This window comes from Mesorhizobium sp. BR1-1-2 (assembly GCF_020165435.1).
In the GTDB taxonomy this organism is placed as follows: domain Bacteria; phylum Pseudomonadota; class Alphaproteobacteria; order Rhizobiales; family Rhizobiaceae; genus Mesorhizobium.
On record NZ_JAIUID010000013.1, the window covers coordinates 93,502 to 115,874 of the forward strand.

General features: G+C 64.3%; 18 protein-coding genes, 1 pseudogene and 1 riboswitch. Of the genes and pseudogenes, 10 read left to right on the forward strand and 9 right to left on the reverse strand.

Annotated elements, in window-relative coordinates; translation table 11 throughout:
- Positions 1-172 precede the first annotated feature (172 nt).
- Positions 173-1,471: an adenylosuccinate synthase gene (locus LB551_RS23850; RefSeq protein ID WP_140493285.1), complete on the forward strand. Its 1,299-nt coding sequence runs from the start codon at positions 173-175 to the stop codon at positions 1,469-1,471.
- A gap of 74 nt (positions 1,472-1,545) precedes the next feature.
- Complete coding sequence (locus tag LB551_RS23855; protein ID WP_224660603.1) at positions 1,546-3,231, forward strand: hypothetical protein; 1,686 nt, start codon at positions 1,546-1,548, stop codon at positions 3,229-3,231.
- Between the two features lie 17 nt (positions 3,232-3,248).
- Here the strand turns inward: LB551_RS23855 and LB551_RS30175 are convergent.
- From LB551_RS30175 to LB551_RS23875, 4 genes and pseudogenes are all read right to left on the reverse strand, one after another.
- Positions 3,249-3,547: pseudogene (locus LB551_RS30175) on the reverse strand (CcdB family protein).
- The gene (locus LB551_RS23865; RefSeq protein WP_224660605.1) at positions 3,547-3,759 is read right to left on the reverse strand and encodes a type II toxin-antitoxin system CcdA family antitoxin; all 213 of its coding nucleotides are present in this window, start codon (positions 3,757-3,759) and stop codon (positions 3,547-3,549) included. The pseudogene LB551_RS30175 and the gene LB551_RS23865 overlap by 1 nt, the downstream one beginning before the upstream one ends.
- A gap of 85 nt (positions 3,760-3,844) precedes the next feature.
- Positions 3,845-5,662 (reverse strand): ABC-F family ATP-binding cassette domain-containing protein, encoded by a 1,818-nt coding sequence (locus LB551_RS23870; protein ID WP_224625246.1) that lies wholly within the window; start codon positions 5,660-5,662, stop codon positions 3,845-3,847.
- Between the two features lies 1 nt (position 5,663).
- Positions 5,664-6,308, reverse strand: coding sequence for a thiamine diphosphokinase (locus tag LB551_RS23875; RefSeq protein WP_224625247.1), 645 nt, complete (start codon positions 6,306-6,308; stop codon positions 5,664-5,666).
- 88 nt (positions 6,309-6,396) lie between these two features.
- A riboswitch (TPP riboswitch) is annotated at positions 6,397-6,512 on the forward strand.
- A 42-nt stretch (positions 6,513-6,554) separates the two neighbouring features.
- Between LB551_RS23875 and thiB the strand changes: the two genes are divergently transcribed.
- From thiB to LB551_RS23895, 4 genes are all read left to right on the forward strand, one after another.
- Positions 6,555-7,553: a thiamine ABC transporter substrate binding subunit gene (thiB, locus tag LB551_RS23880; protein WP_224660606.1), complete on the forward strand. Its 999-nt coding sequence runs from the start codon at positions 6,555-6,557 to the stop codon at positions 7,551-7,553.
- 229 nt (positions 7,554-7,782) lie between these two features.
- Positions 7,783-9,396: a thiamine/thiamine pyrophosphate ABC transporter permease gene (gene thiP, locus LB551_RS23885; RefSeq protein WP_224660607.1), complete on the forward strand. Its 1,614-nt coding sequence runs from the start codon at positions 7,783-7,785 to the stop codon at positions 9,394-9,396.
- The gene (thiQ, locus tag LB551_RS23890) at positions 9,396-10,178 is read left to right on the forward strand and encodes a thiamine ABC transporter ATP-binding protein (protein WP_224660608.1); all 783 of its coding nucleotides are present in this window, start codon (positions 9,396-9,398) and stop codon (positions 10,176-10,178) included. The genes thiP and thiQ overlap by 1 nt, the downstream gene beginning before the upstream one ends.
- A 257-nt stretch (positions 10,179-10,435) precedes the next feature.
- Positions 10,436-11,899: a M48 family metalloprotease gene (locus LB551_RS23895; protein WP_140550872.1), complete on the forward strand. Its 1,464-nt coding sequence runs from the start codon at positions 10,436-10,438 to the stop codon at positions 11,897-11,899.
- Between the two features lie 78 nt (positions 11,900-11,977).
- Here the strand turns inward: LB551_RS23895 and LB551_RS23900 are convergent, their stop codons facing one another.
- A complete protein-coding gene (locus LB551_RS23900) occupies positions 11,978-12,844 on the reverse strand; it encodes an RNA polymerase factor sigma-32 (protein ID WP_140550873.1) in 867 nt (288 codons plus the stop codon).
- A 321-nt stretch (positions 12,845-13,165) separates the two neighbouring features.
- Between LB551_RS23900 and LB551_RS23905 the strand changes: the two genes are divergently transcribed.
- The 4 genes from LB551_RS23905 (at position 13,166) to LB551_RS23920 (ending at position 16,533) form a co-directional block, all read left to right on the forward strand.
- On the forward strand, positions 13,166-13,939 hold the full coding sequence (locus LB551_RS23905) for an amino acid ABC transporter substrate-binding protein (protein ID WP_224660609.1): 774 nt from the start codon (positions 13,166-13,168) through the stop codon (positions 13,937-13,939).
- Between the two features lie 108 nt (positions 13,940-14,047).
- A complete protein-coding gene (locus LB551_RS23910) occupies positions 14,048-14,728 on the forward strand; it encodes an ABC transporter permease subunit (protein WP_224660610.1) in 681 nt (226 codons plus the stop codon).
- Positions 14,725-15,516 carry an amino acid ABC transporter ATP-binding protein gene (locus tag LB551_RS23915; protein ID WP_224660611.1) on the forward strand — a complete coding sequence of 264 codons (792 nt, stop codon included), beginning with the start codon at positions 14,725-14,727 and terminating at the stop codon, positions 15,514-15,516. The genes LB551_RS23910 and LB551_RS23915 overlap by 4 nt, the downstream gene beginning before the upstream one ends.
- A 108-nt stretch (positions 15,517-15,624) precedes the next feature.
- A complete protein-coding gene (locus LB551_RS23920) occupies positions 15,625-16,533 on the forward strand; it encodes a patatin-like phospholipase family protein (protein ID WP_224660612.1) in 909 nt (302 codons plus the stop codon).
- Between the two features lie 101 nt (positions 16,534-16,634).
- Here the strand turns inward: LB551_RS23920 and LB551_RS23925 are convergent, their stop codons facing one another.
- The 4 genes from LB551_RS23925 to LB551_RS23940 form a co-directional block, all read right to left on the reverse strand.
- A complete protein-coding gene (locus tag LB551_RS23925; protein ID WP_006327799.1) occupies positions 16,635-17,216 on the reverse strand; it encodes a CarD family transcriptional regulator in 582 nt (193 codons plus the stop codon).
- Positions 17,217-17,583: 367 nt separating this feature from the next.
- Positions 17,584-17,922 carry a ferredoxin FdxA gene (gene fdxA, locus LB551_RS23930; protein ID WP_140493333.1) on the reverse strand — a complete coding sequence of 113 codons (339 nt, stop codon included), beginning with the start codon at positions 17,920-17,922 and terminating at the stop codon, positions 17,584-17,586.
- 207 nt (positions 17,923-18,129) lie between these two features.
- Positions 18,130-18,510: an RNA-binding S4 domain-containing protein gene (locus LB551_RS23935; protein ID WP_224660613.1), complete on the reverse strand. Its 381-nt coding sequence runs from the start codon at positions 18,508-18,510 to the stop codon at positions 18,130-18,132.
- A gap of 26 nt (positions 18,511-18,536) precedes the next feature.
- Positions 18,537-21,875, reverse strand: coding sequence for a helicase-related protein (locus LB551_RS23940; protein ID WP_224660614.1), 3,339 nt, complete (start codon positions 21,873-21,875; stop codon positions 18,537-18,539).
- Between the last annotated feature and the right edge of the window lie 498 nt (positions 21,876-22,373).

Sequence of the window (22,373 nt, forward strand, 5' to 3'; positions counted from 1 at the left end):
GGCCTATTGCCCCCGCATGGACAAGTAAATGATGTCAAAGCTGAAAATTGTTGTGCCTCAGTTCATTTTCGGCGGCAAAGAAAGGTCGCATCGGCCTGCTCTTGACGTTATAGAGGCCTGTCGTTTCGAACCGTATCCAAGCCGCGCGGCGGCGCCTCGAAGGAAAAGAAACATGGCCAATGTGGTGGTCGTCGGCTCGCAATGGGGTGACGAAGGCAAGGGCAAGATCGTCGACTGGCTGTCGGAGCGCGCCGATGTCGTGGTGCGTTTCCAGGGCGGCCACAATGCCGGCCATACGCTGGTCGTCGACGGCAAGGTCTACAAGCTGTCGCTGCTGCCGTCGGGCGTCGTGCGGCAGGGCAAGCTGTCCATTATCGGCAATGGCGTCGTCTTCGATCCGCACGCATTCGTCGCCGAAGTGGCGAAGCTCAAGGGGCAAGGCGTCGAGGTAACGCCGGAGCGCCTGAAAATAGCCGAAAACACAGCGCTTATCCTGTCCCTGCACCGGGAACTGGACGGCTTCCGCGAGGACGCCGCCTCAAATTCCGGAACCAAGATTGGCACGACCCGCCGCGGTATTGGCCCCGCCTATGAGGACAAGGTGGGCCGGCGCGCGGTGCGGGTGATGGATCTGGCGGATTTGGAAACACTGCCCTTGAAGGTCGACAGGCTGTTGACGCATCACAATGCACTGCGTCGCGGACTTGGCCATGCCGAAGCCACGCATGACGCGGTTATGCAAGAGTTGACCTCGGTCGCCGGCGAAATCCTGCCCTACATGGACCGGGTCTGGAAGGTGCTCGACGACAAGCGCCGGGCCGGCGAGCGCATCCTGTTCGAGGGCGCGCAAGGCACGCTGCTCGACATCGATCATGGCACTTATCCGTTCGTCACCTCGTCCAACACCGTCGCGGGCCAGGCGGCAGCCGGTGCCGGCGTGGGCCCGGGCGCCATCGGCTATGTGCTTGGCATCACCAAGGCCTATACGACGCGCGTCGGCGAAGGTCCGTTCCCGACCGAGCAGCAGAACGAGATCGGCGAATTCCTCGGCACGCGCGGCCATGAATTCGGCGTCGTCACCGGCCGCAAGCGCCGCTGCGGCTGGTTCGACGCGGTGCTGGTGCGCCAGGCCGTCGCCGTCAACGGCATCAAGGGCATCGCGCTGACCAAGCTCGACGTGCTTGACGGGCTGGACGAGATCAAGGTCTGCACCGGCTACCGCCTCGACGGCGAGACGATCGACTATCTGCCCGCCAGCCAGGGCGCGCAGGCCCGCGTCGAGCCAATCTACGAGACGCTGGAGGGGTGGAAAGGCACCACCGCCGGCGCCCGCAGCTGGAACGACCTCCCGGCCCAGGCCGTCAAATATGTCCGCCATATCGAGGAGTTGATCGGCGCGCCGGTCGCGCTCCTCTCCACCAGCCCGGAACGGGACGATACGATACTTGTGACCGATCCGTTTCAAGACTAGTTTCTCAAGCCTTTCCGGGCGTTGCGGCTGATTTGCGGAGGCCGGTCCGGGAGCAAATACAGGTCGACTGACGCATGGCGAAAGATTTCGTTTCTGCTCTGAGGGATACGATAAACAATTTTGGCGATCCCACGCCTGAGCTGCGGGCCAAAGTCTACGACAAAGCGCGCTCGACGATTGCAAAGAAGATTGCCGAGCGCGATCCGCCGCTTTCGCCGTCGGATGCCGAAAGGCAGAAGCGCGGCCTGGAAGACGCCATATCGAGGCTCGAGCGCGAATATGCCAAAAGCGTGCCGGAGACCGATCCGCTTGCCGAACTGGAGCACATATTTTCCTCCATCGACCGCAACAAGAACCAGCCGAACCATACCAAGCAGCCGGTGAAGGCGGAGCCGGCCTGGCCGGCAGCGCCCGCCCCGAACGCTAAACCCTACACGCCGGCACCACCGGCTCCGAAGCCAGACGTCTCCGAGCCTGCATCGCCCGCCGTCGAGGCCGAGACGAACTGGCAAAAGCCCGCAGCGGTGCAGCCGGCCCCGGAGTTCGAGGACAGGGCTCAGCCTGGCATGGATGCGGGTCAGGACGACGAGCAGGCCGATGTCTTTGGGGGCGAGGAAGAGCCTGCGTCCGCCGATACTTTCCAGCGTGCGCGTCCGGCTGAACGCAAGCGCAGCTATGGCGGGCTGATCGCGGCCGCCATTGCTTTGCTGGTCATTGCCGGCGGCGGCTATGGCATCTGGCTAAACAAGGACGCCTTCGGCAAGATGCTGGGCCTGGGCGGCGGCAGCAAGGTCGCGACGACCGAGCCAGTCAAATCGACGCCCGCCAAGCCAACGAGCGATGCGGCGGCAACGCCCCCCGCACCTGCGGCCGGTGGTGCCGAGCCCGAGGGGACACCGAAGTTCACCCAAAGACTGACGCCGCAAGGCAGCGAGGTCGATCCTGGCCCGGCCGGCGGACAGAACGGCGTGGGCGAGGGCGAGTCCGTCGCGGCGCTGACAACGCCGCCTTCAGCCACGACCACCCCGGCCTTGTCGGCTCCGGCAGGAGGCCCGCCGGCCGCAGGCGCGCCCGCGGGGGCCACGCCCCCTGCGCCAGGCGCCGCGCCAGTGGCGCCACCCCCCAATGGAACCGCACCCGCGGCACCGGCTGGTAGCGCCGCCACGCCGCCATCGCCGGCCGGCGCGCCGACGCAAACCTCTCTGCCGGTTGGCCAGAAGGCGATCTTCTATGAGGAGCGCACCAGCACCGCGCAGGGTTCGGCCGAGCCGGGCAACATCGTCTGGTCGCTGGTGCAGGAATCGCCTGGCGGCGACCTGCCGCCCGAGCCGGCGATCCGCGCCGAGGCAACCATTCCCGGCAAGGACATCCAGTTGCGCATGACCATCCGCCGCAACACCGACCAGACGCTGCCGGCCAGCCACATCATCGAGATGATCTTCCTGACGCCCGACGGTTTCGAAGGCGGCGGCGTCGATAACATCCTGCGCGTGGCCATGAAGAGTTCCGAGCAGGATGCCGGCAGCCCGCTGATCGGCATTCCGGCCAAGATCGCCGACGGCTTCTTCCTCGTCGCGCTCAACGACACCAAGGCCGACGAGGACGCCAACCTGACCCTGCTTCGGGGACAGGACTGGATCGACGTGCCGGTCGTCTACAAGACCGGGCGTCGGGCGTTGCTGACCATGGAAAAGGGCATTCCCGGCGAGAAGGTGTTCGACGAGGCGATCAAGGCCTGGCAGGCTAAGACGGCCGGCTGAGGTAAAGTCGACTTCGGTCAGAAATCCTGGAACAGCATGCCGAGCGCGGCGACGATGTCGTCGGGATGCCCGGAGAGATTCCCCTCGGCATCCGGCAATTCGGAGGCCGTCAAGGCCGACATGAACTGGGTGACCATCACATGATCTTGGCCTTTATAGCGAAGCTCGGGTTTAGTCGGCGGCCAGGAACCGGCGCTATGTTAGACGGCATCAAAGGAATGACGCCCCTCGTGCTCAGCCCTTCAAGAAGGTCTGATTGCACATCGAGAAGATGTCCATCGCCCTCAGCATTCCGATAGAAATCGTAACGCGCCATCAGAACGGCCGGCGTTTGGCCAATGGCAGTCCGTTGCGCTTGACATATTCATTGGAGCTTTCGATGGCTTCCTTGTTCTCTTCCTGCCATCGACGTGTTTTTTCCGCCGCTATCGCTTTCGCGATACCAGCCTCGGCTGCGCGGGAAATGTTGATGCCCAATGCCTTGGCGTCTTTGATCAACTGAGAGTCAATGGACGTGTTGACGGACATTCCTCGGTTCTTTTGGAGTCGATTGAATCATGGATATGACTTTTATGCGCATAACGCATGCGCATAAAAGACCACATGCAATCATTCACCCTTCCATCTCCTCGCGCAGCATTTCCAGCTCCAACCACTCTTCCTCGAGCGCGGCCAGCGTGGCGCGTTCCTTGTCTAGGGCGGCGATGGTTTTCTGGAACGAAGCCGGATCGCGCTCGTAATAGGCGGGATCGGCGATGTTGTTCTCCAGCCGCGAGATCGAGGCTGTGACCGCCTCGATCTTCTTGGGCAGCGATTCCAACGCGAATTTCTGCTTGAACGAAAGCTTTTTTGCAGGGCCTTTGGCGGCGGCGCTGTCCGCCTTGGCCGTCGGCGCCTCGCTTGCATTCGCCTTCGCCCGCGCCTTGCGGTCATCGAGCCTGGTGCCACCGCGCTGCGCCAGCATGTCGGAATAGCCGCCGGCATATTCGACCCAGCGGCCATCGCCATCCGGCGCGATCACGCTGGTCACGGTGCGGTCGAGGAAATCGCGGTCGTGGCTGACCAGGATGACAGTGCCGGCAAAGCCGGCGACCAGTTCCTGCAGCAGCTCCAGCGTCTCCATGTCGAGATCGTTGGTCGGCTCGTCGAGCACCAGCAGGTTGGCCGGTCGGGCCAGCACGCGTGCCAGGATCAGCCGCGCCCGCTCGCCGCCGGAAAGCTCGCGCACCGGCGTGCGCGCCTGCTCGGGTTTGAACAGGAAGTCCTTCATGTAGGAGACGACGTGGCGCTGCTCGCCATTGATGACGAGGTTCTCGCCGCGCCCGTCGGTGAGATATTGCGCCAGCGTTTCCTGCGGATCGACCGCCTCGCGCTTCTGGTCGAGCGTGGCGATCTCCAGATTGGTGCCGAGCCGCACCGAACCCGCATCCGGCTGCAACTCCCCGGTCAGCATCTTCAGAAGCGTCGTCTTACCGGCGCCGTTCGGCCCGACGAGGCCGACGCGGTCGCCGCGCTGGATGCGGGTCGAAAACCCCTTGACCACGGTGAGGTCACCAAAGCTCTTCTCGATGTTCCTGGCCTCGATCACCAGCTTGCCGGATTCGGCGGCGTCGCTGGCCACCATCGTCGCCGTGCCTTCAGCGCCGCGATGGCCGCGAAAACGCTGGCGCATGGTCTGCAATTCGCCCAAACGGCGCATGTTGCGCTTGCGCCGCGCAGTCACACCATAGCGCAGCCAGTGTTCCTCGCGCACGATCTGGCGGCCGAGCTTGTGCTGTTCGCGCTCTTCTTCCTCAAGCACCTGGTCGCGCCATTCCTCGAAATGGCCAAAGCCCTTATCCAGCCGGCGGGTCTGACCCCGGTCGAGCCACACGGTGGCGCGCGAGACGCGCTCGAGGAAACGGCGGTCGTGCGAGATGACGATGAGAGCCGAGGAGGTGCGGACGAGTTCTTCTTCCAGCCATTCGATCACCGACAGATCGAGATGGTTGGTCGGCTCATCAAGCAGCAGGATATCGGGCTCCGGCGCCATGACGCGCGCAAGGGCGGCGCGCCTGGCTTCGCCGCCAGACAGGTCGCCTGGCCGCTCCTCGCCCGAGAGGCCGAGATGCTCCATCAGGTAGCTGGCGCGATAAGGATCGTCGGCGGGACCGAGCCCGGCCTCGACATAGGCGCGCACGGTTGCAAAGCCGTCCATGTCGGGCATTTGCGGCAGATAGCGGACGGTCGCCGATGGCTGGCGGAACACCTCGCCGTCCTGCGGCTCGATTAGGCCGGCGGCGATCTTGAGCAGCGTCGACTTGCCGGACCCGTTGCGGCCGACCAGCGCGATCTTGTCGCCGGCCGACGCTGCCAAGTCGGCGCCGTCGAGCAGGGGCGTGCCGCCGAAGGTCAGTTTTATTCCGTCGAGATTGAGAAGAGGCGGCGCCATGTCAGCTTTCTGGCAAGGGATAGGGATGGGCGAGCAGCAGCGCGCGGCCCGCTCCCAGCGCGATCTCCAGCCTGCCCTTGACCTCGTTGGAGATGGTCAGCGACGAGCCGAACGCGACCTTGACACGGTCAAGCGGCCATTTCGCACCGGCGACGGTCAGTCCGGTAAGCTCGGAAAAACCCAGGATCGAGAACAGGGTGCGGTCGGCATAGTCGAAGCCGGCCGTGCCGTGCGCCAGGGGAACGCCTTCCTGCGCGCCGCTGGTCAACAGCACCTTTGTCCCGGCCCCGGCCAGCCGCAGGGCGAGCGCCATGTGCAGGAAGGCATGGTCGGCGCGCTTGCCGCCGAAGGCGCCGGCAAGCACGAGGCCGGTCGCGCCGCGCTCCAGGGCGGCCGATATCGCGAGTTCGCCATCGGTGGCGTCCTTCTCTGCAGGAAAGGTTCGGCGCGGCACGGCAGCCAACTCATCCGGCAGGTCGGCGGGCACGGAATCGAAATCGCCGACCCACAATTCCGGCACAAGGCCGAGCGTCCTCGCATGGCCGATGCCGGCATCGGCGGCGATGACGCGGGTTCCCTCGACTTGACGGTCGAGCCGTGGCGTGCGGATGAGATCGCCGCCAAGCAGGATGGTGAATGTGCTCATATCGTGTGGCCCTTACCAGCCCGGCAGCGGAAACGGAAGGCCGGCAAACTGCCACTTGCGCGGTTCACCGGCCGGGCCTATGTGTCGAAGCGCTCTAACGGGGTGCCGGACGCGATGTTTCGCGGACCGGCTGAGAGGCAGTCTCGCCAACCCGCTGAACCTGATCCGGTTTGTACCGGCGGAGGGATTAGACGTTTCGGACAGTCCGACGCCTCAATTCCTTTAACCCGAACGAAGGAGGCGCCGATGCGCACGCTTTTATCCGCCCTTGTCTCTGCAATGGTCGTGGTTCTGTCCGGGCCAGCCTTGGCCAAGGACAAGCTCACCGTCTACACTTATGAGAGCTTCACCGCCGACTGGGGTCCCGGCCCGGTGGTGAAGAAGGAATTCGAGGCCGAATGCGGCTGCGATGTCGACTTCGTCTCGGTCGCCGACGGCGTCGCGCTGCTCAACCGCGTCAAGCTGGAAGGGGTCGCGACCAAGGCCGACATCGTGCTGGGCCTCGACACCAATCTCACCGCCGATGCCAAGGCCACCGGCCTGTTTGCGCCGCATGGCGCCGTGACCGGGCTCAATGTGCCGGGCGGCTGGAACGACGACATCTTTGTCCCGTATGACTATGGCTATTTCGCCGTCGTCTATGACACGCAGAAGCTGAAGACGCCGCCCAAGAGCCTGAAGGAATTGGTCGAGGGCAGCGCCGACGACAAGATCGTCATCCAGGATCCGCGCACCTCGACGCCGGGCCTCGGCCTGCTGTTGTGGGTGAAGTCGGTCTATGGCGACAAGGCGCCGGAGGCCTGGGCCAAGCTTAAGGCGAAGGTCTTGACCGTGACGCCGGGTTGGAGCGAGGCCTACGGCCTGTTCACCAAGGGCGAGGCGCCGATGGTGTTGTCCTACACGACCTCGCCCGCCTACCACATGGTTGCCGAGAACACCGAGCGCTACCAGGCAGCTTCGTTCGAGGAGGGCGAATATCTGCAGATCGAGGTCGCCGGCATCACCAGAACGGGAGCCAAGAATCCGCTGGCGGAAAAATTCATCGCCTTCATGACCGGCCCGAAATTCCAGGATGCCATCCCCGAGACCAACTGGATGTTCCCGGCCGGCAAGACCGACAAGCCGCTCAATCCGGCCTTCGGCAGACTGGTCAAGCCGACCAAGACCTTGCTGTTCAGTCCCGAGGAGGTCGCGGCCAACCGCAAGGCATGGGTGGATGAATGGCTGGCGGTGATGAGCAAGTAGTGTTTGCAGGCTAGTCATCGTGAGATGACAGCCCTACGGCATCCCCCTCTGTCCTGCCGGACACCTCGCCCACAAGGGGGGAGATCGGCTGTCATCGGTGATTTCGCCAATCGCCAACGTTGCAGGAATGAGCGAGGCGCGGAAACTGCCAATCTCCCTCCTTGTGGGGGAGATGTCCGGCAGGACAGAGGGGGGCGCGACGGAACGCGACGCATGTTAAAGGTCTTTCGTGCAACGCGCGTCTGATCCCCGCATCTCCGCCGGCATCCTCGCGCTTGCCGCCATCGCGCTTCTGATCGGCGGCGCGTTTGCCGGCCTCGTCTTCGAAGGTGCCCACGATGTCTCCGGCGCCTGGAGCGCCTTCGATCCCTATCTCCTGCGCGTCGTCCGTTTCACGCTCTGGCAAGCAATCCTTTCGACGCTGCTTTCGGTCATGCCCGCGCTGTTCGTGGCCCGCGCGCTGTCGCGGCATCCACGCTTTCCCGGCCGCGGCTTCATCCTGCAGCTCTTCGCGCTACCATTGGCGCTGCCGGCGATCGTGGCGGCTCTCGGCATCCTGGCGCTTTATGGCCGTGCCGGCTATTTCGCCGGCTTTCTTGGTGCCGTCGGCGGTTACAATTGGCCGGGCATTTATGGCCTGTCCGGCATCCTTGTTGCTCATGTCTTCTTCAACCTGCCGCTGGCCACGCGGCTGTTCCTCGAAGCGCTGCAAACCATCCAAGCCGACCAATGGCGGCTGGCGAGCCAGCTCGGCATGGGGGCCGCACCGGCTTTCCGGCTGATCGAATGGCCGACATTGCGCGCCGCCTTGCCGGGCGTCGCCGGATTGGTGTTCATGCTCTGCGTCACATCCTTCACCATCGTGCTGACGCTGGGCGGCGGCCCCGGCGCGACCACGCTGGAGGTCGGCATCTACCAGGCGCTGCGCTTCGATTTCGATCCCGCGCGGGCGGTGGCGCTGACGCTGCTGCAGATCGCGCTGACCTTTGTCGTGGTGCTGGCATTGACACGGCTCGGCGCCAGCACCACCGGTGACGCCAATCTACCGGTGGCGCCGCGCCGCTACGTCTCGGCCGGCAGGACCGAGACCGCGCTGAACGCCGCGCTCGTCGTCCTGGCTCTGTTGTTTGTCGCCGGGCCGATGGCGGCGACGGCGATGTCAGGCATCGGCGCCGACCTCGGCCGTCTCGCCGGCGAGGCGGCGGTGCGGCAGGCGACGCTGACCAGCGCGGTGCTGGCGTTCCTGTCGGCGCTGCTGTCGGTCGTGCTGTCGCTTTCGCTCACCATGGCGCGCCGCGTGCTGGCCCTGAAGCGCCGCTCCGGTCCACGGACCTTGCTCGAACACGCCGCCGACACCGGCGCCGGCTTCGTCCTGGTGGTGCCGCCCATCGTCATCGGCGCCGGCTGGTTCCTTCTGTTGCGCCATGTCGGCGACGTCTTTGCCACAGCCCCGGTCATGGTCGTCACCGTCAACGCCGTCATGGCGATGCCTTTCGCCATCCGCGCCATCCGCCCCGCCTATGACGCGGCGAGCGAACGCCATGAGCGGCTCTGTGCGCTTTTGGGCATTGCGGGCTGGGCCCGGTTGCGGTTGGTGGACTGGCCGTCGCTGCGACGGCCGCTGGCCACCGCCTTCGCTTTTGCCATGGCGCTGTCGCTTGGCGATCTCGGCGTCATCGCACTGTTCGGCAGTGATTCCGTGCAGACCTTGCCCTATCTTCTGCTCGCGCGCATGGGCAGCTACCGTACCGAGGACGCCGCCGGCCTGGCGCTGCTGCTCGGTCTGGTCTGCCTTGCGCTTGTGCTGGCGGCGAGCTGGCTGGGAAGCGGAGAACGAGCCTGATGGCTGCGGGCGCGACCAATGGTGCGGCAAGGGGAGCCGAGGTGCGGCTGGACAGGGTCTCGTTCAGCTACGGCGAAGCGCCGCTCATCTTCGATGTCGATTTCGCCACGTCGAAAATCACCGCCATCATGGGGCCGAGCGGCTCGGGCAAGTCGACGCTGCTCAATCTGGTGGCGGGCTTCGAAACGCCGCAGGCCGGCCGCGTGCTGATCGGCGGCGCCGATGTCGGCGCGGTGCCGCCTTCGGCGCGGCCGGTGTCGATGGTGTTCCAGGAAAACAACCTTTTTGCCCATCTTTCCGTCGAACAGAATGTCGGGCTCGGCCGCTCGCCCTCGCTACGGCTGACCGAAGCCGACCGCGCTGATATCGCGGAGGCGATTGCGCGCACCGGCCTCGCGGGCAAGGAAGGGCGTCTGCCGCGCGAGCTTTCGGGAGGCGAACGCCAGCGTGTCGCATTGGCGCGCGTGCTGGTTCGCGACCGACCGGTGCTTCTCCTGGACGAGCCTTTCGCTTCGCTCGGACCTGCCTTGCGCGACGACATGCTCGATCTTGTCGCCGACCTGCATGCCGAGCGCGGCATGACGCTGCTGTTCGTCACGCATCAGCCACAGGACGCGCGCCGTATCTGCGAGGAGGTGGTGTTCCTCGACAATGGCATGGTTGCCGCCAAGGGCAAGGCGGATGATTTCTTTGCCGGGGCTGGTCCTGAAGTTTTCCGGCGCTATGTTGGCACAAGCACCTGGGAGGCTGGATCACGAGATATTGCCCGGAAGCGGACATAATTTACGCTCAAACCGGCTCCTGGCGCCGGGGCGATTGCTTGCCATGACAGAGGTAGTGTGGCTAGGTCCGCCCAGTATCGGTCCGGTGCAGGCCGTGATTTGCCTGCAGCATCCGCCGCGCGTTGCGATGTCATGGATGCTGTAACGCTTTGATTTGCGCATGAGCCCCTGCGAGGATCGCCCCGATTTTCGCGGGCATGCGCCAGACCCGAAAGGAAGCCGTTCTGCCGACCGGCACGGAAAGACCAAGAGGGAAAATGCTGGCGCGCTTTCTGGCGCTGGCCGGCTTTGCCGTGGCACTGGCAAGCTGCCAGATGTTCACGCCTCCGGAAGTCCAGGAATCCGGCTTCCAGCCTTCCGACAAACCCATCACGGTCGACAATGTGGCGGCCAATAGCAAATTGGCCGAACTGGCCAAGGCGCAGCATCCACGCATCCTGGCGACCTATGGCGGCGAATATTCCGATCCCAAGCTCGAGCGCATGGTCGCCAAGGTCGTCGGCAGCCTGACGGTGGTGTCGGCCAATCCGACCCAGACCTATCGCATCACCATCCTCAATTCGCCCAACGTCAACGCCTTCGCGCTGCCGGGCGGCTATCTCTACGTCACGCGCGGCCTGTTGGCACTGGCCAATGATTCGGCCGAGCTCGCCGCCGTCATCGCGCATGAGATGGGCCACGTCACCGCCAACCACGGCTTGCAGCGCCAGCAGCTCGAGGCCGAGGAGGGGCTCGCCACCAAGGTCGTTTCCGACGTGCTCGGCGACAGCCCGACAGCCAAGGCGGCGCTGATCCGCGGCAAGCTGAGACTGGCGCAGTTTTCGCGCAACCAGGAACTGGAGGCCGACGCGATCGGCATCAAGTCGATCGGCGAAGCCGGCTACGATCCTTACGCCGCCGGCCGCTTCCTGCAGTCCATGTCGGCCTATACCGATTTCCGCTCGATCAGCGGCGCCACCGACGCCAGCCTCGATTTCCTGGCAACGCATCCCAATACGCCGCAGCGTATCGACCTGGCACAACGTCATGCCCGCCAGTTCGGTCCGCCCGGCGTCGGCACCCGTGATCGTGACGCCTTCCTCGCCGGCATAGACGGCCTGCTTTACGGCGACACGCCGGAAGAAGGCTATGTGCGCGGCGAGACCTTTCTGCATCCGGGCCTGGGCGTGTCCTTCTCCGTGCCGGAGGGCTTCATCATCGACAATTCGGCCGCCGCGGTGACGGCGACCGGGCCGGGCGACATTGCGATCCGCTTCGACGGCGTGTCGATCGACAAGAACCGAGCCCTGACCGACTATATCAGGAGCGGCTGGGTGGCCGGCCTCGATGACGCGAGCGTCAGGCAGGAAACGATCAACGGCAACGAGGCGGCGACGGCGCATGCCGGCGCCGAAGGCTGGCAGTTCGACATCGCGGTAATCCGGGCCGGCGGCCAGGTCTACCGGCTGCTGACGGCGGCACCGTCCGCCAGCACGTCGCTGGACACCGTGGCGCGTTCCGTCAGCGGCTCGTTCCGCATTCTGAGTGCCGCCGAAAAGGCGGCGCTGAAGCCGCTGCATATCCGCGTGGTCACCGTCCAGCCGGGGCAGACGATGGGTTCGCTTTCGGCGCAGATGGTCGGCGTCGACCGCAAGCTCGACCTGTTCCGGGTGCTCAACGCGCTGTCGCCTGGCGCTGCGGTGTCGGCCGGCGACAAGGTCAAGATCGTCACCGACAAATAGCCGATTGTCGGCCTGACCCGCTCTATCTTTTTCGCAATCCCCCGACGGAAAACCGTTACACGCTTTCCTGGAATTGATCTAGGCGGCGTTGGCAAGGAATTCCGGATTCTGCTTCACCAGCGCCACTTTCAGCTTTTCCATAGCGCGGGCCTCGATCTGCCGGACGCGTTCCTTGGAAATGCCGAGCGTCTCGCCGAGCGCTTCGAGCGTGGCGCCCTCGTCGCTCAGTCGACGCTCCTCGATGATGCGCAGCTCACGCGCGTTGAGCGCGGCAAGCGCCGCCTTCAGCCATACCGAGCGGCGTTCGATATCGATGGTGTCGCTGACGACCTCGTCGGGCAACGGATCATCCGACACCAGGAAGTCCATCCGCTCGGTCGCGCCCCCGTCGTCGGCAAGCGGGACATTGAGGGAGGAGTCGGGCGCCGAGAGACGCGAATCCATCAGCGCGACGTCGGCTTCGGAGACGCCGAGAGCCGCTGAAACTTCCCGGTACAGCGTCGTGTTCGAAAGCGGTTCCGCCGCTCCGTTCGCCAGCCGGGCGCGCAGGCGTCGCAGGTTGAAGAACAGGGCCTTCTGCGCCGAGCTGGTACCGCCGCGCACGATCGACCAGTTGCGCAGGATGTAATCCTGCATAGAGGCCCGGATCCACCACGTTGCATAGGTCGAAAACCGCACCTCGCGCTCCGGCTCGAATCGGGCCGCGGCTTCGAGCAGGCCGACATGGCCCTCCTGGACCAGATCGCCAAGCGGCAGGCCGTAATGGCGGAATTTGGAGGCCATGGAAATGACCAGGCGCATATGGGCCACGGTGATGCTGTGCAGCGCGTTCTGGTCGTTGTCCTTTTTCCAGCGCAGCGCCAGCCGCAGCTCCTCGTCGCGTTCGAGATAGGGAGCTCTCATTGCCGCGCGGACCATGATCCGTCCTGCCGTGTCTTCCATCATGAGGCGCTCCCTGGCTCAGGCGATACGGATGTCATTTCGAAGCCCGGCAGCCGCCTCGACTTGAAATGACGGCGTCCTGCCCTACAACGAACGCAAAACGTGCCATGCGCGGGAAAGGTTCCGCCGCCGGCGGCGCGGCGTGGAAGCTGCGCGAAAAAACTCCGGGCGGGTTCGAGGCGCCGCCAAAAACGTCAATTGTAGAATCTAATTCCGAATAATGGATGTTTTTGAAATTCCATTCCTTATTTTTTCAACTCACATCTGTCAATTTCCAGCGCTCACACCATGCCGGATATCAGGCCAGGACGGGATCACAGAAAAATGAAATGGCTCAAGTCGCTCATCGTCGCCGGAACCTTGCAGGTTCTGGCTGTCACCGCAGGCTATGCCGGCGCCAATCTCGATCAGATCAAGCAGGCCGGCGTCATCAAGGTCGGCACGGAGGGCACCTACGCACCCTTTACCTATCATGATGCCGGCGGAGCGCTGGTCGGCTTCGATGTCGAAATCGCCAAGGCGATCGGCGACAAGCTCGGCGTGAAGGTCGAGTTCCTCGAGGGCAAATGGGACGGGCTGATCGCGGGCCTCGATGCGAACCGCTATGACGCGGTCATCAACGAAGTCGGCATCACCGACGCCCGCAAGGCGAAATACGATTTCTCCGACCCCTACATCGCCTCCAAGGCAGTGCTGATCGTGCGCGGCGACAACACCGACATCAAGAGCTTCGCCGATCTCAAGGGCAAGAAGTCGGCGCAGTCGCTGACTTCGAATTTCGGCAAGCTTGCCGAGACCAACGGCGCCGAACTGGTCGGCACCGACGGGTTCGACCAGTCGATCCAGCTGCTTCTGACCGGCCGCGCCGACGCAACCATCAATGACAGCCTGTCCTTCCTCGATTTCAAGAAGCACAAGCCGGATGCCAATGTAAAAATTGCCGCGCAGGAAGAGAACGCCGACTATTCCGGCGTCATCGTGCGCAAGGGCGACCCGGAACTGGTTGCCGCGATCAACAAGGCGCTGGCCGACATCAAGGCCGACGGCACCTATCAGAAGATCGCAGACAAGTATTTCGGCCAGGACGTTTCGAAGTAATTTACGGCCGGGCCGCTGGCGGCCCGCGCGACATCGCCCGGCGGCGGACCGTTTTGACGGCCCGCCGCCTTTCGCGTGATATACGGCAGTCGCAAGAAGGAGCCTTTCGTGCCGCACTGGCTGCAACTGATGCTGGAATCGCTGCCTTCGCTGCTATGGGCCGCGTTGATCTTCACCGTACCGCTGACGCTCCTCTCCTTTGTGCTTGGCTTGAGCGTCGGTCTCGGAACCGCGCTGATCCGGCTCTTTGGGCCAATGCCCCTGGTCGCGGTGGCGCGCTTCTACGTCTGGATATTCCGCGGCACGCCGCTCCTGGTGCAGCTGTTCCTGATCTTCTACGGCCTGCCCTCGGTCGGCATCCTGCTCGACGCGTTTCCCGCGGCGTTGATCGGCTTCACGCTCAATATCGGCGCCTACTCGTCGGAAATCGTTCGCGCGGCGATAGGCGCGGTGCCAAAGGGGCAATGGGAGGCGGCCTATTCGATCGGCATGACCTGGAGCCAGGCGATGCGCCGCACCATCCTGCCGCAGGCCGGGCGCGTGGCGGTGCCGCCGCTCTCCAACACCTTCATCTCGCTGGTCAAGGACACGTCGCTGGCCGCCGCCATCACCGTGCCGGAAATGTTCCAGGCCGCGCAGCGCATCGTCGCCACAACCTATGAGCCGCTGATCCTCTATGTCGAGGCGGCGGTCCTCTATCTGGCGATGAGTTCGGTGCTGTCGGCCTTGCAGACGCGGCTGGAGGCGCGGCTCAACCGCTATGGCGGGTTCCTGGAGGCGCGCTCGTGATCGACCTTGCCAACATCGAAAAGCGCTTCGGCGACAATCTCGTGCTGAAGGGCGTGACGGTTGCCATTTCCGAAGGCAGCGTCACTGCGCTGGTCGGTCCTTCGGGTGGTGGCAAAAGTACGCTGCTGCGCTGCATCAACCTGCTTGAGATCCCAACCTCGGGCACAGTGCGTATCGGCGATCAGGCGCTGGAGTTCCATCCGGGAGCGAAGGTGGCGGCCCGGGACATTCAGCGGCTGCGGCTGCAGACCGGCATGGTGTTCCAGAACTTCCAGCTGTTCCCCCATCGCACCGCGATCGAGAACGTCATGGAAGGGCTGGTGACGGTGCTGAAGTGGCCGCAGGCACGGGCGCGCGAACGGGCACTCGCGCTGCTGGAAAAAGTCGGCATGGCACACAAGGTCGATGCCTGGCCGGCAACGCTGTCGGGCGGCCAGCAGCAGCGGGTAGCGATCGCCCGGGCGCTGGCGCCGTCGCCAAAGGTGCTTTTGTGCGACGAGCCGACCTCCGCGCTCGACCCGGAACTGGCGCAGGAAGTCGTCGACGTGCTCGGCCGGCTCGCCAGCGAGGGGACGACGATGGTGATGGCCACGCACGATCTGCGGCTTGCTTCAAAGATCGCTCGCGAGGTGGTTTTCCTCGACGCCGGCATTGTCGTCGAAAAAGGCCCCGCGGCGGTGCTGTTCGGCAATCCGGAGCGCGAACGGACAAGGCGATTCATCGCGACGCTAAAGCAGGAAATGGCGGAGAAGGAGGGTGGGGGAGAAGGCGGGAATATCCCTTCGTAGGCCTGCGCTGCCACTTACTCTGCGAGCGTTGCTCCTTGTGAACCCGCCGCAAGGCACGGTCTGTTATTTCGATGGACGGGAATGCTCACGGGCTGCGATAGTGGGCTGATGGTTCGCAACGTTGCTCTTGTTCTCGGTGGTGGCGGGGCCGCCGGAAATGCCTGGCTGATCGGCATCATCGCGGGCCTCGCCGAAGCTGGTGTCGATCTGACGGAGGCCGCCGATCTGGTGATCGGAACCTCCGCAGGCGCCAATGCGGCAGTGCAGGTGCGCAGCGGCATTCCGCCGGGCGAACTGCTGGCTGCGGTGCTGTCCCCGCTGCCGGTTCAACCGGCCGGACAGAGCCGTCAACCGCCGTTCCCGTCGATGGATAGTGTGTTCGAGCGGATGCGTTCCATTTCCGCCGCCGCTATCTCTGCAGCCGATCTGCAACGGGCGATGGGCGCATTCGGATTGGAGAGCGATGCCAAATTCGGACCTGAAGTGGCCAAACAGCGGCGCGCATTGGTCGCCGCCAGATTGCCTCGTCATGAATGGCCGGAAAGGCCGATGCTCGTGGTGGCCGTCGACGCGCTTACCGGTGAACTGGCTGCGTTCGACCGCGATTCCGGCGTCGATCTGGTTGACGCGGCCACCGCGAGCACCGCGCTGCCCGGTGCGGGGCCTACGCACAGCATCAATGGCGTTCGCTACATCTCGGGTGGCGTGCGCTCCGCCGATAATGCCGACCTTGCGTCGGGCTATGCGAACGTGATCGTGCTCTCGCCGTTCAGCGGACGGAGCGGGCCGCTACCGGAAGGCCAGTTCGAGGGCCTGCGCAGACCGCCGGGGGCGGACCTTGCAAGCGAGGTCGAAGCCCTGCGCCAGCAGGGCAGCCGGGTGGTGGTGATCACGCCTGACGTCGATTCCCGCGCCGCAATGGGCACCAACCAGATGGATCTGGCGACCCGCATCCCCGCGGCCCGTGCCGGTTTCGCCCAAGGCAAGCAGGAAGCGGCCCGCATAACGTTCCTGTGAAGATTGCACACCGAGGGGCGTGCACCAACTTTCCAATATTGCCTGCAACAAAAAACCCGGCGCGAGGCCGGGTTTTTCAGAAACTCATAAGGCGCAAGGCCTCAGGCAGCTTCTTCCTGCTCGGCTTCCTCATTGTCGGCCTTGGCGCCGCGCTTAGGGCCCTTGTTGAGGTTGACCTCGATCAGGCGCACGGCTTCGGTCTCCGACATGCGGTTGACGGCGGCGATCTCGCGGGCCATGCGGTCGAGCGCGGCCTCGTAGAGCTGGCGTTCGGAATAGGACTGCTCCGGCTGGTTGTCGGCGCGGTAAAGGTCGCGAACAACTTCCGAGATCGAGATCAGGTCGCCGGAATTGATCTTGGCATCATATTCCTGCGCGCGACGCGACCACATCGTGCGCTTGACGCGGGCGCGGCCTTGCACGACCTTCAGTGCGCGCTCGACGTAATCCTCTTCCGACAGCTTGCGCATGCCGATCGAGGTTGCCTTGGCGACCGGCACCTTGAGACGCATCTTGTCCTTCTGGAAATCGATGACGAACAGTTCCAGCTTGTGCCCGGCCACTTCCTGCTCGTCGATCGAGACGATCTGGCCGACACCATGCGCCGGATAGACGATGTACTCGCCGGTCTTGAAACCGTGACGTGCAGCGGTGGACTTCTTCTGCGGGGTGATCGTTGCCATTACGCCCTGAACTCCTTGTTGTGGGCCGGCGGCGGTGCCGGCTGAACTCGCGCGATCGGGTTACCGATCATTAGCCGCACAACAGATGAACCCACCGGAAAAGCCGGGACCGGCAAACCGCACGATTGCGATCGCCTGGCCCAGATCGCTCTGGTCCGATATGGGATTTTCACCTTTCAGTGATTTGGGGCGTTAGCGCCATAAATCGACGTTGTGTCACCGGCATGTTTCGCTCATGTAACACAAAAAGTCGGAAGAATCAAGGTTTTGCTGCATAAGCGAAGGCCACAGGTCCACGCCGCCTGTCAAGGCGGTTAATAGGCCGTACCTCTTACGCCGCGTCATGCCGGTTGAAACGGCAGCGCTGTCAGTCGCCTTCTCCGGGTTCAGCCGAGAAATATTTCTCGAACTTGCCGGCCTCGCCATCGAAGGCCTTGGCGTCGGCCGGCGGCTCCTTCTTGGCGGTGATATTAGGCCATTTCTCGGCGTATTCGGTGTTTATCTGCAGCCATTTGTCGAGGCCCGACTCCGTATCGGGCTTAATCGCGTCGGCGGGGCATTCCGGCTCACAGACACCGCAGTCGATGCACTCGTCGGGATGGATGACGAGCATGTTCTCGCCCTCGTAGAAACAGTCGACCGGACAGACCTCGATGCAGTCCATATATTTGCATTTGATGCAGTTGTCGGTCACGACATAGGTCATCGATCTGCTCCGGGACATCCCGTTTTTGTTGGCTTTTTCCGTGAGGTAACGCCTTTGGCGCTCGCTTGCAAGGGCGGCCATTCCGGCCATGCCGGCATTGCCGGAATGGAATTCCAACGGGTCGGCAATGGCGGGCATCGGTCATGTGCCCGGACCGTTGTGTCGGCGGCGTGGAAGAACATACATGCTCCCTCCGTGCACCGGCGGTCAGTCGTCGCCAAGCAGGCGGTCGGTCTCGCGGCGCTCCTTCTTCGTCGGGCGGCCGCTTCCGGCCTCGCGCAGCCCTGGGATCGCGTCGGGAGGCGCCTCGCCCGTCGGCGCGGCAGGCGACATGTCTTCGTAGAGCGTGCGTGCCTCCACGGCGGGGCCGCGCCGGCTTCCCGCATCGAGCACCTTCCAGACGAAGATGCGCCGCTCCAGCGTGATGGTCAGGACGTCGCCGGGCTTGACCAGGTCGGAGGCCTGCGCTGCTTTGTCGCGATTGATGCGCACCCGGCCGGCCACGACCAGTTTGGCGGCCAGCGAGCGCGATTTCACCGCGCGCGAGAAGAACAGCCATTTGTCGATACGCTGGCGGTCGGTGGCCATCGGGGCGACCATCGGATCCTGTGCGGCTATTTCTTCAGCTGGTCGCGCAAAGCGGCGAGCTTGGCGAAGGGAGAGTCGGGATCGAAGCGAGCCGGGCGCTCATCGCGAGGTTTTGCCTGAAACGAGGGCTTGCCGCCCTGCGGGCCTCCCTTGCCTTCCGGCCTGCCGCCCGGCCGGCCTTCACGGCGGTCAGAACGCTCGCCCTGCGGCTTGCCCTCCCGCCGTTCCCCGCCTTCGCCTTGCGGCCTGGGCTTGAACTTCGAGCGATCGAAACGCGGCTTGCCGGCGCCATCGCGGCGCCCTTCATGGACGGGCCGGGTGCCGGGCTGGCCGCCAGCGGCATCCGCCGGGGCATCGGAGCGCGCCGCCTGGCCGTTGCGCGGACGGGCGCGGTTCTCGTGGTGACGGTGACGAGGCCACTGGTCGAAGCGGCCCTGCCGCCACAACAGGATCGGCTTAGGCTCTTCGGCTTCCGCGGCGGGCACGCCGGCTTCATCCTGTCCCTGTTGGGGAGCGTCGGCGCTGCCACCCCCACCAGCGCCGCTTCGCTCCGCGACCGCCCCCGTCGAGGGGGAAGTGAGAGCGTCGGCGCTTTCGGCGGCAGGAGTCTCAAGGACGGCTTCTGCTGCAGGCGCAACCTCTTCCGTGGCTTCGGCTGGAGCTTCGGGTTGTTCTTCCGCAACAGACTCGGCCGCTTCCGCAATGGGTTCAGCAGGAATTTCGACGGCGGTCTGGGCAGTCGCAGTTTCCGGATCTTCCGCTGATGTCTCCGCAGGCGTGTCCGCCGCAGCCGCCTCCGCCGCCTTGGCCTGCTCGGCGCGCGCGGACTCTTCCGCTGCCAGCTTGGCCGCCACGGCTTCCCGGGCGGCGTTGTCCTGCGCTTCCAGCCGTGCCTTGACTTCGACAGCCGGCTTCGGTTCGGCGCGGTAGCCAAGACCTTTCAGGATTTCTTCCATGTCATCGGCGGTGGCGCCGAGGATCGACATCATCGGCGGCGTCACCATGAAAGACTGGCCGTCATAGGCGCCATCCGGACGCTGGCCGAGGCCGGGCTTCCAGTTGGTCGCCGGGCGGATCAGGTCGGCCAGCCGTTCCAGAATGTCGATGCGCACGGCGCGGCGGCCGAGATTGCGGTAGCCGGCAAGCTTGTAAAAGGCCTTGTCGAAAGCCGGATCGATGACCACCGAGGTGCGGCCCGATGCCAGCGCATGGACGACGTCGCCGAAGCCGGGCTTATCCTTGCCGTCGTTTTTCAGCGCCCACAGCAACGTCACCAGTCCCGCGGGCGCTGGCTTGATCAGCGCCGGCACGAAGACATGATAGGCGCCGAAGCGCACGCCCAGCCGGCGCAATGCCGCGCGGCCTTCCTGGTCGAGCGACTTCATCTCCTCGGCGATGTCGCGGCGGTTGATAAGGCCGAAATTCTCGACCAACTGGAAGGCAATGCCGCGGCCGATGCCTGATAGCTGCTCGGCATTCTTCAAATCGGCCAGCGGCTTCAGCAGGGATTCGATCTGGAAATTGACGAAGCGCTCGGCGCGCGCGGCGACCTTGTCACGCGCCGGGCCGGTCAGTTGTTCATCGGCCAAAAGCACCAGGCGTGGCTTCAGCGCGTCTTCGCCGGCAACCAGCGTGCCGATCGGCGCGCCGATCCAGCGCAGCGTGCCGTCGGAACCGAGCGCAATGTCGCCATTGGCGCAGGCGCCGAAGCGTTCGGCGCGTGCCTCGAACTCCGCCGCCAGCGCCTTCTGGGCGGCCGCGCGCACGGCCTTGGCGTCTTCGCCGCCAGCGCTCTGATCGGCGGTGAAACGGAATCCCTGCAACTCGCCGACATGGTGGCCTTCGACGAGGACGGTTCCGGTTGGGCTTATTTCGGCTTCAGGCATGGTATTTTCTCTAAGGCGCCGCATGAGGACGGAAGTCCTGCGGTCTACGAAGCGTTTCGTCAACCGCTCATGCAGCGCATCCGACAATCTGTCTTCGATTTCGCGTGTCTTTTCCTGCCAGTGTGCCTGATCGGCCAGCCAGCCGGGCCGGTTCGACACGAATGTCCAGGTGCGGATCTGGGCGATGCGATGCGACAGCGTATCGATATCGCCCTCGGTGGTATCGGCGCGGCGCACCTGCTCGGCCATGTAATTCTCGTCGACATGGCCGTGCCTGGCGAGATCCATGTAGATCGACGCAATGAGGTCGGCGTGCTGGGCCGGCGCAATCTTGCGGTAGTCGGGGAGCGCGCAAGCCTCCCACAGCAGCGCGACGCGCCTGGCATCGGTAGCCAACGCGCGGATGTCTTCGTCACGAGAGAGATGCTCGAGCGCCTGCGCATCGACTGCCGGCAGCGCACGGGTCAGGCCTTCCACCGGGGCGTTGGTCTCGATCGAGCGCTTCAGCGCGTCGAGGCTGGCGAAGTTGAAACGCGCTGTGCGCCATTGCAGCACCTTCACCGGGTCGAAGTCGTGGCTTTCGATCTTTTTGACCAGCTCCTCGTCCAGCGGGTCGACCTGGCCGGTGACGCCGAAGGTGCCGTCGCGCAGGTGCCGGCCGGCGCGCCCGGCGATCTGGCCAAGTTCGGCCGCCGTCAGGTTGCGATACTGGTAGCCATCGAACTTGCGGTTCTGGGCGAAGGCGACATGGTCGAGATCGAGGTTAAGGCCCATGCCGATGGCATCGGTGGCGACGAGATAGTCGACGTCGCCTGACTGAAACAGCGCCACCTGGGCGTTGCGGGTGCGGGGCGAGAGCGCACCAAGCACGACGGCCGCACCGCCCTGCTGGCGGCGGATCAGTTCGGCGATGGCATAAACCTCGTCGGCGGAGAAGGCGACGATCGCTGTGCGCCGGGGCAAGCGGGTCAGCTTCTTCGAACCGGCATAGGCCAGATGCGACAGCCGCGGCCGCGTCACCACCGAGACACCTTTCAACAGGCGCTGCAAGATGCCGTGCATGGTGGCGGCGCCGAGCAGCAGCGTCTCCTGGCGGCCGCGCAGGTGCAGGATGCGGTCGGTGAAGATGTGGCCGCGCTCGAGGTCTCCGGCAAGCTGAACCTCATCGATCGCGACGAAGGCGGCGTCGGTCTCGCGCGGCATGGCTTCGACGGTGCAGACCGAATATTTGGCGCCTGGCGGCTGGATCTTCTCCTCGCCGGTGATGAGCGCCACCTTGTTGGCACCGACCTTTTCGCAGACGCGGGTATAGACCTCTCGCGCCAGCAGCCTGAGCGGCAGGCCGATGATGCCGCTTTCATGCGCCACCATGCGCTCGATGGCGAGGTGGGTCTTGCCTGTGTTGGTCGGCCCAAGCACGGCAGTCACGTCGCGACCCGACAGGATCAGCGGCTCGGTGGGTTTCGGACTGATGTTCATCGGCTCGGAAATAAGGCTTTCTGGCCTCTCATTGTCGGGAGCACGCCTCGGGTGGCGCGTATGACAGGCGACACATAGGGATTTCAGACGCGAAGCGAAAGCGGAATGTTCCGCCGTCGGTTCGAAGCCGCCTCCGTCAAACTTCGGTTCGGCTGCTGATTAAGGGTTGGAACGAGTCTGGAACGAATCGGCGACGAATCGCTGACTCGCCCGGATTCAGGTTTTGTTCACGGCTAGATGTGGAGTTTTGGCTGATGACCCTTACCACATGCTGAATCACGGAATTGGCCCGTTTCATGCTAAGGGAGAGTCGCCGTTAACTTTTGCCGGCAGAGCCGTTACACAGCCCCGCCTGCTTCATCCAAGCTTATGAAATTATTGACTTTTCTTAAGAGAAATTAACGGTTTGACGGGCGATTCCGGCTGCTCTCGTTAACATTGCGGCCAAACATGGAACGAAAGGGTTACGAATCGGCGATGTCGGCATTTTCCCTGTTT

Bases quoted from the DNA above. Each gene is read 5' to 3' on its own strand.
- LB551_RS23850 (WP_140493285.1), top strand. From the start codon at position 173: ATGGCCAATGTGGTGGTCGTCGGCTCGCAATGGGGTGACGAAGGCAAG.
- LB551_RS23855 (WP_224660603.1), top strand. From the start codon at position 1,546: ATGGCGAAAGATTTCGTTTCTGCTCTGAGGGATACGATAAACAATTTT.
- LB551_RS23865 (WP_224660605.1), bottom strand. From the start codon at position 3,759: ATGTCCGTCAACACGTCCATTGACTCTCAGTTGATCAAAGACGCCAAG.
- LB551_RS23870 (WP_224625246.1), bottom strand. From the start codon at position 5,662: ATGGCGCCGCCTCTTCTCAATCTCGACGGAATAAAACTGACCTTCGGC.
- LB551_RS23875 (WP_224625247.1), bottom strand. From the start codon at position 6,308: ATGAGCACATTCACCATCCTGCTTGGCGGCGATCTCATCCGCACGCCA.
- thiB (WP_224660606.1), top strand. From the start codon at position 6,555: ATGCGCACGCTTTTATCCGCCCTTGTCTCTGCAATGGTCGTGGTTCTG.
- thiQ (WP_224660608.1), top strand. From the start codon at position 9,396: ATGGCTGCGGGCGCGACCAATGGTGCGGCAAGGGGAGCCGAGGTGCGG.
- LB551_RS23895 (WP_140550872.1), top strand. From the start codon at position 10,436: ATGCTGGCGCGCTTTCTGGCGCTGGCCGGCTTTGCCGTGGCACTGGCA.
- LB551_RS23900 (WP_140550873.1), bottom strand. From the start codon at position 12,844: ATGATGGAAGACACGGCAGGACGGATCATGGTCCGCGCGGCAATGAGA.
- LB551_RS23905 (WP_224660609.1), top strand. From the start codon at position 13,166: ATGAAATGGCTCAAGTCGCTCATCGTCGCCGGAACCTTGCAGGTTCTG.
- LB551_RS23920 (WP_224660612.1), top strand. From the start codon at position 15,625: ATGGTTCGCAACGTTGCTCTTGTTCTCGGTGGTGGCGGGGCCGCCGGA.
- LB551_RS23925 (WP_006327799.1), bottom strand. From the start codon at position 17,216: ATGGCAACGATCACCCCGCAGAAGAAGTCCACCGCTGCACGTCACGGT.
- fdxA (WP_140493333.1), bottom strand. From the start codon at position 17,922: ATGACCTATGTCGTGACCGACAACTGCATCAAATGCAAATATATGGAC.
- LB551_RS23935 (WP_224660613.1), bottom strand. From the start codon at position 18,510: ATGGCCACCGACCGCCAGCGTATCGACAAATGGCTGTTCTTCTCGCGC.
- LB551_RS23940 (WP_224660614.1), bottom strand. From the start codon at position 21,875: ATGAACATCAGTCCGAAACCCACCGAGCCGCTGATCCTGTCGGGTCGC.